The sequence below is a fragment of the Streptomyces lacaronensis genome (assembly GCF_047337785.1).
Taxonomy (GTDB): domain Bacteria; phylum Actinomycetota; class Actinomycetes; order Streptomycetales; family Streptomycetaceae; genus Streptomyces; species Streptomyces lycopersici.
Genome location: NZ_JBLHDK010000003.1, coordinates 4,611,662 through 4,626,140 on the forward strand (window position 1 = coordinate 4,611,662; position 14,479 = coordinate 4,626,140).

12 protein-coding genes and 1 pseudogene are annotated in these 14,479 nt (G+C 69.5%); 7 read left to right on the top strand and 6 right to left on the bottom strand.

Annotated features, from left to right (window positions below; genetic code table 11):
- Positions 1-123: 123 nt before the first annotated feature.
- Both ACMTAK_RS19440 and ACMTAK_RS19445 read right to left on the bottom strand, forming a co-directional pair.
- On the bottom strand, positions 124-1,851 hold the full coding sequence (locus ACMTAK_RS19440) for a purine-cytosine permease family protein (protein WP_413812936.1): 1,728 nt from the start codon (positions 1,849-1,851) through the stop codon (positions 124-126).
- Between the two features lie 234 nt (positions 1,852-2,085).
- Positions 2,086-2,838: a GntR family transcriptional regulator gene (locus ACMTAK_RS19445; protein ID WP_413807395.1), complete on the bottom strand. Its 753-nt coding sequence runs from the start codon at positions 2,836-2,838 to the stop codon at positions 2,086-2,088.
- Positions 2,839-3,189: 351 nt separating this feature from the next.
- Between ACMTAK_RS19445 and ACMTAK_RS19450 the strand changes: the two genes are divergently transcribed.
- The gene (locus ACMTAK_RS19450; protein WP_413807396.1) at positions 3,190-4,632 is read left to right on the top strand and encodes a M1 family metallopeptidase; all 1,443 of its coding nucleotides are present in this window, start codon (positions 3,190-3,192) and stop codon (positions 4,630-4,632) included.
- A 54-nt stretch (positions 4,633-4,686) separates the two neighbouring features.
- Positions 4,687-5,268 (top strand): Uma2 family endonuclease, encoded by a 582-nt coding sequence (locus tag ACMTAK_RS19455; protein WP_413807397.1) that lies wholly within the window; start codon positions 4,687-4,689, stop codon positions 5,266-5,268.
- 30 nt (positions 5,269-5,298) lie between these two features.
- On the opposite strand, the gene ACMTAK_RS19460 is transcribed toward ACMTAK_RS19455, so the two are convergent.
- Both ACMTAK_RS19460 and ACMTAK_RS19465 read right to left on the bottom strand, forming a co-directional pair.
- Positions 5,299-5,925 carry an NADPH-dependent F420 reductase gene (locus ACMTAK_RS19460; protein ID WP_413807398.1) on the bottom strand — a complete coding sequence of 209 codons (627 nt, stop codon included), beginning with the start codon at positions 5,923-5,925 and terminating at the stop codon, positions 5,299-5,301.
- A 178-nt stretch (positions 5,926-6,103) separates the two neighbouring features.
- The gene (locus ACMTAK_RS19465) at positions 6,104-8,002 is read right to left on the bottom strand and encodes a propionyl-CoA synthetase (RefSeq protein WP_413807399.1); all 1,899 of its coding nucleotides are present in this window, start codon (positions 8,000-8,002) and stop codon (positions 6,104-6,106) included.
- Positions 8,003-8,770: 768 nt separating this feature from the next.
- Here ACMTAK_RS19465 and ACMTAK_RS19470 point away from each other — a divergent pair.
- The 4 genes and pseudogenes from ACMTAK_RS19470 to ACMTAK_RS19485 form a co-directional block, all read left to right on the top strand.
- Positions 8,771-8,860: pseudogene (locus tag ACMTAK_RS19470) on the top strand (cold-shock protein); the annotation flags it as partial.
- Positions 8,861-9,117: 257 nt separating this feature from the next.
- The gene (locus ACMTAK_RS19475) at positions 9,118-10,635 is read left to right on the top strand and encodes a DEAD/DEAH box helicase (RefSeq protein WP_413807400.1); all 1,518 of its coding nucleotides are present in this window, start codon (positions 9,118-9,120) and stop codon (positions 10,633-10,635) included.
- A gap of 46 nt (positions 10,636-10,681) precedes the next feature.
- On the top strand, positions 10,682-11,080 hold the full coding sequence (locus tag ACMTAK_RS19480) for a CBS domain-containing protein (RefSeq protein WP_413807401.1): 399 nt from the start codon (positions 10,682-10,684) through the stop codon (positions 11,078-11,080).
- Between the two features lie 41 nt (positions 11,081-11,121).
- Positions 11,122-11,430 carry an SCO5918 family protein gene (locus ACMTAK_RS19485; RefSeq protein ID WP_413807402.1) on the top strand — a complete coding sequence of 103 codons (309 nt, stop codon included), beginning with the start codon at positions 11,122-11,124 and terminating at the stop codon, positions 11,428-11,430.
- Between the two features lie 132 nt (positions 11,431-11,562).
- Here ACMTAK_RS19485 and ACMTAK_RS19490 read toward each other — a convergent pair whose 3' ends face one another.
- Positions 11,563-11,937: a hypothetical protein gene (locus ACMTAK_RS19490; RefSeq protein WP_413807403.1), complete on the bottom strand. Its 375-nt coding sequence runs from the start codon at positions 11,935-11,937 to the stop codon at positions 11,563-11,565.
- Between the two features lie 632 nt (positions 11,938-12,569).
- On the opposite strand from ACMTAK_RS19490, the gene ACMTAK_RS19495 reads away from it, so the two are divergent.
- The gene (locus ACMTAK_RS19495) at positions 12,570-12,908 is read left to right on the top strand and encodes a helix-turn-helix domain-containing protein (RefSeq protein WP_037960250.1); all 339 of its coding nucleotides are present in this window, start codon (positions 12,570-12,572) and stop codon (positions 12,906-12,908) included.
- 301 nt (positions 12,909-13,209) lie between these two features.
- Here ACMTAK_RS19495 and ychF read toward each other — a convergent pair whose 3' ends face one another.
- Entirely contained in the window at positions 13,210-14,298 is a 1,089-nt protein-coding gene (ychF, locus tag ACMTAK_RS19500) for a redox-regulated ATPase YchF (protein WP_262703525.1), read from the bottom strand.
- Positions 14,299-14,479: the final 181 nt, after the last annotated feature.

Sequence of the window (14,479 nt, forward strand, 5' to 3'; positions counted from 1 at the left end):
GACCCATCGTAAGAGCGAAATGGATGATCCCCTTCCAGTAACCCCTTTCACCTGCACTGATGTGAGTTTTGCAACAGGGGCCGCGGGAACCGGGCTCAGTTCACGCACTCGCGGAAGGGGTGCTCACCTACGCACCGAGGGGTCGCCCACGGCGGGGCCGCCCACCGTGGGAAGCGGCATCAGCACCGGCTCGCCGGTGGGCGCCTTGCGGCACACATCCCCGCACTCGGCGTCCAGTGAGCAGCACAGCGAGCAGACGGCCCCCGCCCGCACCGGGCAGTCGGCGATGTCCGGCAGCTCGTACGCCGTCTCGCACGAGGCGCACAGGTGGGTGGCGGTGATGTCCGGGACGTCGGCGTCCGGCCCGTTCACCGGGTTCTTCCGGGCCAGGTAGTAGCGGCCCCCGGTGAGCCAGGCCAGCAGCGGGCAGAGCACCAGCGCGAGACCGCAGGCGATGAAGGTCGAGAACGCCTCGGCCACCTCCCCGAAGGCCCCGAAGAAGGCGACGATCGAGACCGCCGACGCGATCGCCATCGCGCCGAATCCGGCGGGGTTCACGGGATGCAGATACGCCCGCTTGAACTCGATGTACTTCGGGCTCAGCCCGAGCGGCTTGTTGATGACCAGATCGGCGGCGACGGCGGCTATCCAGGCGATGCCGACGTTGGAGTAGAAGCCCAGCAGCTTGTTGAGCGCCGCGAACATGTTCATCTCCATGAGCGCCAGCGCGATGGCGAGATTCAGGAAGATGTACCAGACCCGGCCGGGGTGGCGGTGGGTGACCCGGGAGAAGAAGTTGGACCAGGACAGCGAGCCGCTGTAGGCGTTGGTCACATTGATCTTGATCTGGGAGACCACCACGAAGAGCGCGGCGGCGGGCAGCGCGACCGAGCCCAGCCAGGGCTTCAGCGCCTCGATCTGCGGGGCGATGGGCTCCAGCGCATGGGTTTTGCCGACCGCGTCGAGCGCCACGAACGCGAGGAAGGCGCCACCGATCTGCTTGGCCGCGCCGATGACCACCCAGCCGGGGCCCGCGGCCAGGACCGCCAGATTCCAGCGCCGCCGGTTCTCGTCGGTCTTCGCGGGCATGAACCGCAGATAGTCGGCCTGCTCACCGATCTGTGCGATCAGCGAGAGCGCGACACCCGTGCCCAGGCCGTATCCGATCCAGTCGAAACCGGAGCCCGCGCCCTCGGTCCCGCCGAAGGAGGCGAACGCGCCCCAGGAGTCCGGCGCCTCGAAGGCCAGCACCACGAACGGCAGGGCGAGCCCGATCAGCCAGATCGGCTGGGTCCACGCCTGCACCTTGGCGAGCGCGCCCATGCCGCGGAAGACGATCGGGATCACGATGAGCGTGGTGAGCAGATAGCCGACCGGCAGCGGGATATGGAGGGCCTGGTGCATGGCCTGCGCCATGATCGAGCCCTCCAGCGCGAAGAAGATGAAGGTGAAGCTCGCGTAGATCAGCGAGGTCAGCGTCGAGCCGAAGTAGCCGAATCCGGCACCGCGGGTGATCAGATCCATGTCCAGGCCGTAGGTCGCACAGGCGCGGGCGATGGGGATACCGGTCAGGAAGATGATCGTCGCCGCGGTGAGGATCGAGGCGATACCGCTGGTGAAGCCGTAGGTGAAGACGATGGACGCGCCGATGGCGAAGTCCGCGAGATAGGCGATGCCGCCGAGCGCCGTGGAGGCGACCATGGTGGGCGACCAGCGGCGGTAGGAGTGGGGTGCGTAGCGCAGCGAGTAGTCCTCATGGCTCTCGTCCGCCGCCAGCCGGGCGTAGCCGCGCCGCGGGACGGTTACCTGCTCTCCCGCCTGGGTCGGCGCTCCCGCCTCGGGTGTGACCATATCGACCGCCCCGACCCCATCGACCGAATCGACATCGACCGCGTCCGTCATACCGGCTTCCCCTGTCGCTCGGGCCGTTCTCCTACGCCCGAGGACGGTAGGAGCCGGAGGTGACGGGCGGCCGCGATACGCCATTGCCGGGCCGTTACGGCGGCGGGGCGGCGGTTAACTCGCGGTAAGACGCCCCGGGACGGACCGCCCGGCTATCGGCGAGTGCCGACAGCGGGCGGACGGTCACCTCACCGGCAGCCGGTAGGCGATCCGATAGCGCTCGGCCAGCACCACCACATCGGCGGTCTCCACCGGTCGGCCGCCCGCGAAGTACGTACGCGAGACGACCATCACCCAGTGGCCCGGCACCCCGCCGAGCGCCAGCACCTCCTCGGCCCGGCCGGGGCGCGCGCCGACCTCCTCCGCCACGTTGTCCACCACCAGGTCGAGGGCGGCCATCCGGTCGACGACGCCGCGCCCGGCCAGCGGGCCCTCCTCGGGCAGCATCACGGGCGTACGGCCGGTGAGTTCGAGCGGCTCCCAGGAGGTGGAGAGCATCACGACCTCCCCCTGCGACCGGAACACATAGCGGGTGCGCATCACCCGCTGCCCCACCTCGACCCCCAGCCGCTCGGCGATCTCGCCCCCGGCCTCCTCCTGCCCGCTCTCGGCCTCCCAGGTGCCGGTGATCCGGTCGTCGCTCTGCTCCTGCCGGAACGGCGTGGTCTCCCCGGCGGTGTGGAACCCACCCCGGACCACCCGCCGCGGCACCGGCTGCGCCCGTACGTACGTCCCCGACCCGGAGCGCCCCTCGACCAGCCCCTCGGCCATCAGCACCTTGCGCGCTTCGAGCGCGACGGTGTCCGAAACCCCGTACTCCTCCCGGATCCTGGCCTGGGAGGGAAGGCGCGCATGCGGCGGCAAGTCACCCGCGGTGATCTTCTTCCGCAGATCGTCGGCGACGCGGAGGTATGCGGGCTGGTCACCAAAGGCCACGTGCACTCCCTGGGTTGACAGTCAGCAACAGCTTGGCAACTCAGGGTTGCCGATTGCAACTGGAGGCCAGAGCTTCACTAGAAGTGGTGAACTGCAGCTCAGAGACGTTTAAGTCGCCCAAAGTCGGTGAGCTGCCCGTCACCGGACAACCTCACCAACCTCACCAACCTCACCAACCTCACCGACCTTTGCGGCCGTGACGCGGTGTCGTGCCATCGGCGGTCCCGCACGTTTCGCCCCGTCGGGCGCATTACGCTCCTGAGGGTCAGCCGCCGAAGCGTAGGGACGTGAGATGGACGACGAACCGCTGCCGGAGTGGGCGGAATCCCCGGCGCCCGGGCCGGAGCGGGGATGAGCAGGTCACGCGCGGCGGCCACGGCGACTGGCCGCTTCTCGCGGGTGCTGCCCGGGGTGCTGCTCCTCGCGCTGTGCGCGGGGTGCACCGGTGGCGCCGGGGCTCAGGACGCGAGCGGGGCGTCCGGCGCCGGGGCGGGTGGCGCGGGGGTCGGCGACGCGCTCTTCCCACGGCTCGGCAACGGCGGCTACGACGTGCGGGGCTACCGCCTCACCCTCGACTACGCCCCCGGCTCGCGCCATCTCGAGGGCACCGCCCGGATCACCGCCCGCGCGGACCGCGCCCTGAGCTCCTTCCACCTCGACCTCGCCGGGCTGCGGGTGCGGAAGGCCACGGTGAACGGCCGTCCCGCCAAGGCCGCCCGCGGCGGCACCGAGCTGGTGCTCACCCCCGCCGCGGCCCTGCCCAAGGGCCGCACCTTCACGGCCACCGTCGTCTACGACGGCAGGCCGAAGACCCTCACCGGCGACGACACCGGGAAGGAGGGCTGGATCCGCACCCACGACGGCGCGGTGGCCCTCGGCGAGCCGACCGGCTCCATGACCTGGTTCCCCGGTAACCACCACCCCTCCGACAAGGCCGTCTACGACATCGCCGTCACCGTTCCCCAGGGCTACACCGCCGTCTCCAACGGGGAGCTGAAGGGCCAGGAGACGCAGGGGCGCCGCACCACCTTCCGGTGGCACAGCGGTGAGCCCATGGCGAGCTATCTGGCCACGGTCGCCATCGGCCGCTTCGGGATCCGTACGACGACCACCGGCAAGGGCCTGCCCGCGTACCTGGCCGTCGACCCCACCGAGGCCGCCGGTGCCAAGAACATCGCCGAACAGGTCGACGACGTCATCACCTGGGAGAGCCGCACCTTCGGCCCGTACCCCTTCGCCTCCACCGGCGCCGTCGTCGACCACCTCCCCGGCCTCGGCTACGCCCTCGAGACCCAGACCAAGCCGTTCTTCGACGCGGCCCCGGACAAGACGCTCGTCGTCCATGAACTCGCCCACCAGTGGTTCGGCAATTCGGTCACGCCCCGGGTCTGGAAGGACATGTGGCTCAACGAGGGCTTCGCGACCTACGCCGAGTGGCTGTGGGAGGAGGACCACGACGGCCGCACCGCCCAGCAGATCTTCGACGACTTCTACGACGGCACCGACGACGAGAGCGAGGGCATCTGGGACTTCCCACCCGCCAGCCCCCCGAGCGTCGCCAGCGTCTCCGACCCACCCGTCTACGGCCGCGGCGCGATGGTGCTCCACCAGCTCCGCCGGGCCGTCGGCGACACGGCCTTCTTCACCATCCTCCGCACCTGGCTCAAGGACCACCGGCACGGCAACGCCGACACCAAGCAGTTCATCGAGCTGTGCGAACGGAAGTCCGGCAAGGACCTGACCCGCCTCTTCGACGTCTGGCTGTACGGCGAGGGCAAGCCGAAGAAGCCCTGACGGCGGAGGGAAAGGTGACGCCGTCCCATCGCCCGGAACCGCTACCGTTGAGCCATGACCGCACTGCCCGACTGGATGCGCCCGCCGCGCGCGGAAGGCTGGTTCGCGGAGGACTTGGACCGCCTCCCCCAGGCGCCGCGCCACACCGAGCTGATCGACGGAGCACTCGTTTTCATGATGTCCCCGCAGAGGTGGTGGCACGGCCACCTCGTCACGATGCTCACCGTCGCACTCATGGAACAGGTACCCGCCGAGGCGAGGGTCGGCCGCGAGATGACGATCAAGCTGGATCAGCGCAACCGGCCCGAACCGGATCTGCTGGTGACAACGGCCGGCTTCGACAGTGACCGCACCTGGTTCGCGCCGGACGAAGTGCAACTCGTGATCGAGGTCGTCTCCCCCGAATCAGCCCACCGAGACCGCACGGTCAAGCTCCGCAAGTACGCCGAAGCCGGGATCCCCCACTACTGGTGCATCGAGGACGAGGACGGGGTGCCCGTCGTCCACGTCTATGAGCTCGACGAGCCGACCGGTGCCTATGCCCCGGCCGGGATCTTCCGCCACCACCTCCAGAGGACGGTTCCGTTCAAGATCGACATCGATCTGAGCAGGCTTGTACCGAACCGGAACAGCTGACGCGGGCCCTCACGGGCGTCAGCCCTGGGCTCAGGCGACGCTCAGCAGGGCGCTGGTCTCGGCGGAGGACATCTCGGTGGCGTAGACGCGGCTGCCCGGCTGGTGCTTGCGGCCGCCCTCGCCCAGGTGGCCGGCGTCCACGGGGTCGAAGCCGATGTCGCGGATCAGCCCGGCCACGGCGGCCTTGGCCTCCTCGTCGTTGCCGGACAGCGGGATGGCCACCCGGTCGGCGGCGCCCTTGGGGCGGGCGTGGTCGCGGAGGTTCTCCCAGTAGATCGCGTTGAACGCCTTGACCAGGTTGGCACCGGTGTGGGCCTGGATCTTCTCGCTCGAGGTGGTGGCGTCGGCGTCGAGCTCCGGGTCGTTCCCGTCCCGCTCGGGGTAGTAGTTGCAGGTGTCGATGACGACCTTGCCGCGCAGCGGCTCGGTCGGCAGTTCCCGGTAGCGGCCGTAAGGGATGGACACGACCACCGCCTCGCCGATCCGGGCCGCCTCCTCGGCGGTCACCGCGCGGATCGGGCCGCCGATGTCGGTCACCAGGTCGGCCAGGGTGTCCGGGCCGCGGGAGTTGGCGATCGCCACCTCGTAGCCGATCGAGGCGAAGTGGCGGGCCAGCGTCGAGCCGATGCGGCCCGCTCCGATGATTCCGATGCGCACGGCGTTGCTCCCCTCCTCGTCTGTGGTGGGTCCCCGGCGGGTTACCGGCACCCCGCGGATCATGCATTCGCCGTGGGCGGGATTGGCAGCAGGGGCGAGAGCGGATGGGCGACCGGGGCCCGCAAGAACGCCGTACGGTCCGTGCCCGGCCTCCAGGACCGGACGATCTCGGGGAACGCTAGACGTCGTCGCGGAGTACCGGTCGCAGCGCCTCGATCACTGCGGGATCGTCGATGGTGGAGGGCAGCTCGGTGTCCCGGCCGTCGGCGATGTCGCGCATGGTGCGGCGCAGGATCTTTCCCGAGCGCGTCTTGGGCAGGGCCGCGACCACGTCGACCCGGCGCAGCGCCGCCACGGGGCCGATCGTCTCCCGGACGGCGGCGACGAGTTCCGCGGCGATGTCCCGCGGATCGCGGGCGAGGCCCGCCTTGAGCACGACGAGACCGCGCGGCACCTGCCCCTTGAGTGGATCGGCGACGCCGACGACAGCGCACTCGGCGACATCCGGGTGACCGGCGAGCACCTCTTCCATCGCGCCGGTGGACAGCCGGTGCCCCGCCACGTTGATCACGTCGTCGATGCGGCCCATGACGTAGACGTAGCCGTCGTCGTCCTTACGGCCGCCGTCGCCGGTGAGGTAGTAGCCGCTGTGGGCGGACAGGTACGAGCGCACATACCGGGCGTCGTCCCGCCACACGGTGAGCAGCGTGCCGGGCGGCAGCGGCAGCCGGATCGCCACCGCGCCGTCGGCGCCCGGCGGCGCGTCGCGGCCCGTCGCGTCGAGGATGCGCACGTCGTAGCCGGGCATGGGCACGGTGGGCGAACCGGCCTTGAGCGGGTGCGGCTCCAGGCCCATGGGGTTGGCGACGATCGGCCAGCCGGTCTCGGTCTGCCACCAGTTGTCGACCACCGGAACGCCCAGCAGGTCCGTGGCCCAGCGATAGGTCTCCGGGTCCAGGCGCTCACCGGCCAGGAACAGGTGGCGCAGCGATCCGATGTCGTGGGCCCGCAGAAGTTCTCCGCGCGGGTCCTCCTTCTTCACCGCGCGGATCGCCGTCGGCGCGGTGAACAGTGCCGTCACGCGGTGTTCGGCGATCACCCGCCACAGCGCACCGGCGTCCGGAGTGCCGACGGGCTTGCCTTCGTAGAGCACGGTGGTGCAGCCGGTGAGCAGCGGTGCGTAGACGATGTAGGAGTGGCCGACGACCCAGCCGACGTCCGAGGCCGCCCAGAAGACCTCACCGGGGTGGGTGTCGTACACGTTCTCCAGGGACCAGCGCAGCGCGACCGCGTGGCCGCCGTTGTCGCGCACCACGCCCTTGGGGCGGCCGGTGGTACCGGAGGTGTAGAGGATGTACAGCGGGTCGGTGGCGGCCACTGGGACGCAGCCGACCGGCTCGGCGGTCTCCATGACCCGGTCCCAGTCGAGGTCACGGCCGGTCATCTCCGCTGTGCACTGGGGCCGCTGGCGGATGACACAGTGCTCCGGCTGGTGTTCGGCCAGCGCGAGGGCATCGTCCAGAAGCGGCTTGTACGGTACGACACGGGCCGGTTCGACGCCGCACGAGGCGGCGATGACGAGCTTGGGGCGGGCGTCGTCGATGCGCACGGCGAGCTCACGCGCGGCGAACCCCCCGAAGACGACCGAGTGGACGGCGCCGACGCGGGCGCAGGCCAGCATGGCGACGACCGCCTCGGGAATCATCGGCATATAGATCACGACGCGGTCGCCCTGGGCCACCCCGAGCCCGGTCAGCACCCCGGCGAACCGCGCGACCTCATCACGCAACTCCCGGTAGGTGAACGCCGTCTTACGACCGGTGACCGGGCTGTCGTACACCAACGCGAGTTGCTCACCGCGCCCGGCGTCGATATGGCGGTCCAGAGCGTTGTGGCAGGTGTTCAACCGCCCGTCCGGGAACCACCGGTACAGCGGGGCCCCCGACGCGTCGAGGGCCCGGGTCGGGGCGACGGTCCAGTCGATGGCACGGGCGGCGTCCAGCCAGAAGCCTTCCGGATCCTCCAGGCTGCGCCGGTACTCAGCCGCGTAGCCGTCCTGCTTCGGCGCCTGCGTCATGTCGATGCCCCTTCCCTCGTTCCGTTTTCCTCGTTCCGTCCGCGCCGTGCCGGGTGGTGCCTCCCGGCCGCGCCCGTACCGTACGAGCGGGTGCGTGTGCGTGCATGCGGGCGGCACCACGGTCAGCCCAGCGGATGTGCCCGCCGGGCGTCAGGGTCATTCCATCAGCCTGATGGTCCGCCGGCCCGCACCAGAGGGACGGAGCGACGGCCACGGGCCTGCCCTGAGCGACCATGATCCCGGCTGCCCGGCGGCATGCCTCCGCGCTGACGAAGTCATCGATACCGGTTGGCAGATGCGGACCGTACACCCGACCGGCGCGTCCGGCCGGGCGATGGCGGCGCGGGCCGGATCCGAGATGGCTTCGAGCCGCAGTCCCGTGGTCCGCACGCCGAAGACGATCGCGACCCCGGCCAGCAGCATCGCCGCGGCGACCGCGTCCAGGAGGGGAACCAGGTAGCAGGGGGCGACCCCCGTCGAGCTGCTCGGCCGTGTTCCGGGCGGACCAATACCTGTGGTGGCGAAATGAGAAATCGACGCAGCGCGCGAAGAAAATTTCTGACGTCGCAGACCGAGCGAAATGATTTAACATGCACAGCCACATGTGCCGTGCTACTGTTGCTTCCAGTTGCAGTTGTGGTTCCCAAAATTTTCAAGCGCCCTCACTAGCTTTCCATGCCAATGGCAATTCTTCTGCATTTCCGGTCATAATTCCGGGCTGGGCAATCATCGCGCGACGCGAATTCCGCACAGCGCGGGCTCCGGGAGGGTTTCGGCTTCATCGAGCAGGACGGTGGCGGCGCTGACGTGTTCGCCCACTACTCGATGGCCGAGAACATCGTTCCCTCCCGAAGCTGACGCACGCAGTGAGAAGCCGGGCCCCTTGGACGCGGGCCCGAATCGTCGCGCCGCAGGGCGCTGCCCCCCGTCACACCACGCTCGACGCCCCGGCCTCTCCGACCCGGATCGCGTCGCCCTCTTCAGGGTCTCAGCCGGTGAGCATTCCCTCCGGCCGAACCCGTTTCGGTATTTGTTCTGGCCCGTTCTTGCGATTCTCTGCGCCGCTGGGCGCTGCGGGAATTCCTTGATGCGTGCCGCTTCGAGGAAGGCTCCGCATGAACCGCACACGTACGAACGCCGGTTCCGTCCCCACCCGTGCCGGCGGTTCCGGCTCCCGAAAGGGCGGCAGCCGCTCGGGGGCTACGGTCTCCAAGCGCTCCGGTGGTCCGAACCGTTCGCGCGGTTACGGGGGCCGACCCGCCGCACCGCGGGGGGAGTTCGCCCCGCCGGTGACGAGCAGCCCCGCACTCCCCGCCGCCGAGACGTTCGCTGATCTCGAGATGCCCCGGCGTCTGCTGGCCGCGCTGGTCGCCGAAGGGGTGACCGTACCGTTTCCGATCCAGGCGGCGACCCTGCCGAACTCCCTGGCGGGCCGTGACGTACTCGGCCGCGGGCGCACCGGATCCGGCAAGACCCTGGCCTTCGGCCTGGCGCTGCTGGCCCGTACGGCCGGCCGGCGAGCCGAGCCCCGGCAGCCGCTGGCGCTGGTGCTGGTGCCCACCCGGGAGCTGGCACAGCAGGTCACCGACGCGCTCACTCCGTACGCCCGCTCCGTGCAGCTGCGGATGGCCACGGTGGTCGGCGGGATGCCGATCAGCAAGCAGGTCCGTGCGCTGCGTGGCGGGGCTGAGGTCGTCGTCGCGACGCCGGGTCGGCTGAAGGACCTCGTCGAGCGGGGCGACTGCCGCCTGAACCAGGTCGACATCACCGTCCTGGACGAGGCTGACCAGATGACCGACATGGGCTTCATGCCGCAGGTCACAGCGCTGCTGGAGCAGGTGCGCCCGAAGGGGCAACGGATGCTGTTCTCAGCCACTTTGGACCGCAACGTCGACCTTCTGGTCCGCCGGTACCTGGTCGACCCGGTGGTCCACTCCGTCGACCCGTCCGCGGCCGCGGTCACCACGATGGAGCACCACGTGCTGCATGTGCACGGCGCGGACAAGCATCAGGTGACGACAGAGATCGCGGCGCGAGAGGGCCGAGTGATCATGTTCCTGGACACCAAGCATGCCGTCGACCGGCTCACGAGCCACCTGCTGCAGAGCGGTGTACGGGCCGCCGCACTGCACGGTGGAAAGTCGCAGCCGCAGCGCACCCGGACCCTGGACCAGTTCAAGACGGGGCATGTGACGGTCATGGTGGCGACCAATGTCGCGGCACGCGGGATCCATGTCGACAATCTCGACCTGGTGGTCAACGTGGACCCGCCCAACGACCACAAGGACTACCTTCACCGGGGAGGCCGCACGGCCCGCGCCGGCGAGTCCGGTCTCGTCGTCACCCTGGTGACGCCCAACCAGCGCCGCGATGCGGTCCGTCTCATGTCGGACGCCGGGATCCGCCCGCGGACCACCCAGGTCCGCTCAGGCGAGGCCGAACTGAGTCGTATCACCGGCGCCCGCACTCCGTCGGGCATTCCGGTCGTCATCACCACAGCGGGGGTGGAGCGCCCCAAGTGCGGCGTCCCCCGCTCTCGCGATCGGCGCGGCCGTGCCGCTGGGGACCGCCGGACCGGCGAGGCGACACACCGTAAACCTCAGTGGCGGTCCGCCCTCGACGCGGCAGCCTAGAACCTTCCTCGATCAGGACTCTTGCCCATTCCCCAAGGAGGCACCTTTGACGCTGGTTCAGATGACGCCGCGCCCGGCGGATTCCACCACCAAGACCGTGGTCGACGCCATGGCCGCGCCCGGCCCGCAGGTCTGGGACGACATGACCGTGGAGGTGGCCTTGTCCGTCATGGCCAGTGCCCGTTCCGGGTACCTGCTCGTCTATGACGAGGACGGCCGGTGCACGGGCCTGATCGCTCAGGACCAGCTCACCGCCGTCCGCGACAGCTCCGCGTACACGGATCGGGTCCGTCTGCGGGACATCCTCGGCGACAACGGCCCCTTCACCTCGCCCATGACCACGATCGCCGATGCGGAGCGCACGATGCGGCACGGGCGGCTCGGGGCCCTGCCCGTCGTCGACGAGCACGGCTGCGCCGTGGGCGTTCTCGCCCTCTCACGCTGATCCGCCCCCTCAGACCTTCTCCCGCCACCTGTGAGGCACCCATGCGTTGCGTCATCGCCCGCTTCCCGTTCGACCTGACCAAGAGTGCGGTGCTGGCGTCGATGAAGGGCGTCACGCCCGAGCTCGTCACGGGTGAGTCCGTGATCATCGGCCGCCGCCAGTACCCCGTGAAGCAGGTGGGCGAGGTCATCACCGGGCAGGACCGTCGTGACTTCACCGCCGGCGAAGTCACCAGGGCCATGACCCGTCTCGGCTTCACGTGCCGTGCCCTCCCCGAAAGCTCACCCGCGCGCGGCCTCACTCCGCTTGAGGAAGCGTCGGCTCAGCTCGGCACCCCCGCGCCCAGGTAACCGACGGGACAGGCGAAAGCCGAGACCAGGACAGTGTTGAGGGCTCGACCGGCGCGCGCCGGTCGAGCCCTCAACGCGTTCAGCGTCCGGTCGGCAGGACAGCGCCTCCAGGGCCGACCAGGGGTCCGTGACTCATGAGTCGGAGTAGCTGAAGTCGCCAACGGTCCAGCCGCTGACGTCCTTGATCGCGACGCGGTACATCCCGCCCGTCTCGGGGATCCCCATGCTGCCTTGCAGGATCCGGGCGACGTGAAAGTGCAGATGCGTGGGCGGCTCGCCGCGGGCGGGCCGGTCTCGCGTCTCGCCGGCGGTGAAGACGCCGGCGAAGGGGCCGAGATGGTCCGAGTCCCTCAGGATCTCCGACACACGCTGCCTCCACACGGCTTCGGGAGCCAACCGTCCAGTGATGACAGCGCCGCCGGTGACCACGGTCAGGGACATCTGATTGCTCTGCTCGGACTCCACTATGGCGGCCACGTCAACGAGCAGTTCGTCAGCGTTCGACATGAGAGCCGAGTTTATTCATGGGTCCGGCCGGCCGCACCCCACTGGACGCACCGGCGAACGGACCGACGACGTCTCCTGCCGGGGTGCGGCCCCTGAGCCGGCCGGGTGACCAGCCGCACGCCCGCTGTTACGGGCCACAGGTTATCGAGGGCCGATGCACGGCAAAATCTATGCTCACCAAAGTAGACATTGGGCTGTGGCATGGTTAAGGTTCTTCTCGTAGACAGAGTCGAAGGAGACCCGGCAGACACGAACTGGCGGGTAGAAGTACGTGAAGTTCCCAGGTCGGTGCGGCTGTGGAGTTGCGAAGCCAGGTAGTTCGCAGGAAGGCGACGGGACTGGCAGCCGCACCGGGTAGCCCGGAGTGGACAACTCAGCAAAGAACGGAGGAAGCGGACGCCATCAGGATCGCCCGGGTACGGAGAACCGGCCCGGGTACCGCAAGACCCCGGAATGGAAGGTGGTCCCCGGTCACGCATTCGCGATCCCCGCGATCCCGTCCTCCTCGGGCGGCGTAGCGGAAGACAGAAGGTCGGCCCGGCGGTAGGGCCGACGGATGGTGTTGAATTTCCTTCGGGGCCCTGGTGCGTACGGCACCAGGGCCCCTCGACGCGTTGCTCAACGAGGTGAGAATGACAGCAGACAATCCGCTCGGTGGTCGTCTGGACGACGACGACTACCCCGCCTACACCATGGGACGGGCAGCAGAGATGCTCGGCACCACCCCCGGCTTTCTCCGCGCCATCGGTGAGGCCCGCCTCATCACCCCGCTCCGCTCGGAGGGCGGGCACCGCCGGTACTCCCGCTACCAACTGCGGATCGCCGCCCGCGCCCGCGAGCTCGTCGACCAGGGCATGCCGGTCGAGGCCGCCTGCCGCATCGTCATCCTCGAGGACCAGCTCGAGGAAGCTCAGCGCATCAACGCGGAGTTCCGCCGCGCCGCGGCCGAACAGCACGACGACTCTCCATGAGCCCTTCCCGGCACAGTCGGCGCCGCAGCACGGAAGCGGCGCTGGTCCGCGTCCGACATCGGCATGCCAGGGGCCGGGGTCAAACCCGGTGAGCCGAGGACGGCGCCTCCCCCACCACCGACGGTCAGGCTCCTGACCGGGCTGCGGCGCGGCCGCGGCCGCGTTGTCCGACCCTGCCGTTCGCGAGCGCCGTCGAGGCGAAGAAGAGCGCCTGTGAGCGGTCGGCGCCGGGCCAAACCGACCCGGCATCGCCAGCCGCGCCTACCGCGGAAACCTCTCCAGGTCAGCGACGTGGTGGAGTTCACACATTGAAGCGGAACTCCACCACGTCCCCGTCCTGCATCACATAGTCCTTGCCCTCCATGCGCGCCTTACCGGCCGCGCGGGCCTCGGCGACGGAGCCCGTCTCGACCAGGTCCTGGTAGGAGATGACCTCGGCCTTGATGAAGCCCTTCTGGAAGTCGGTGTGGATGACACCGGCCGCCTCCGGGGCCGTGGCGCCCTTCTTGATGGTCCAGGCGCGGGACTCCTTGGGGCCGGCGGTGAGGTAGGTCTGGAGGCCCAGGGTGTTGAAGCCGACGTGGGCGAGGGTGGCGAGGCCGGGCTCGTCCTGGCCTACGGACTGGAGGAGCTCGAGGGCCTCGTCCTCGTCGAGCTCGGCGAGGTCGGCCTCCAGCTTGGCGTTGAGGAAGATCGCCTCGGCGGGGGCGACGAGGGCGCGCTGCTCGGCCTTGAAGGAGTCGTCGGTGAGCTCCTCCTCGTCGACGTTGAAGACGTAGAGGAAGGGCTTGGTGGTGAGCAGGTGCAGCTCGTGGAGGAGGGCGGCGCGCTCGCTGCCCTGGACGATGCCGGCGGAGAAGAGGGTGCGGCCCTCGTCGAGGATGGCCTTGGCCTCCTCGACGGCCTTGACCTGGGGCTGCTTGTCCTTCTTGATCCGGGCCTCCTTGACCAGGCGCGGGAGCACCTTCTCGATGGTCTGGAGGTCGGCGAGGATCAGCTCGGTGTTGATCGTCTCGATGTCGCTCTTCGGCGAGATCTTGCCGTCGACGTGGACGACGTTCTCGTCCTTGAAGGCGCGGATCACCTGGCAGATGGCGTCCGACTCACGGATGTTCGCCAGGAACTTGTTGCCCAGGCCCTCGCCCTCCGAGGCGCCCTTGACGATGCCCGCGATGTCGACGAAGTCGACGGTGGCGGGCAGCTTGCGGGCCGAGCCGAAGATCTCGGCGAGCTTGTCCAGGCGGGGGTCGGGGACGCCGACCACGCCGACGTTGGGCTCGATGGTGGCGAACGGGTAGTTGGCCGCCAGCACGTCGTTCTTGGTGAGGGCGTTGAACAGGGTCGACTTGCCGACATTCGGCAGACCGACGATTCCGATCGTGAGCGACACGTTGACGACTTCCCGTAGCTTCCCGTGGCGGGGATGTGAGGACCGATGACGGGCCCCGGTGGAGCCGGGGCCGGTCCACCAGTCTACGGGGCCGCCCTCGATCACCCGGCCGGGCTGACAATCGGTCGAACACACTGCCAAGGTCCTGCGAAGGGCGTGTCCAAGACCGGATTCCCGCCCT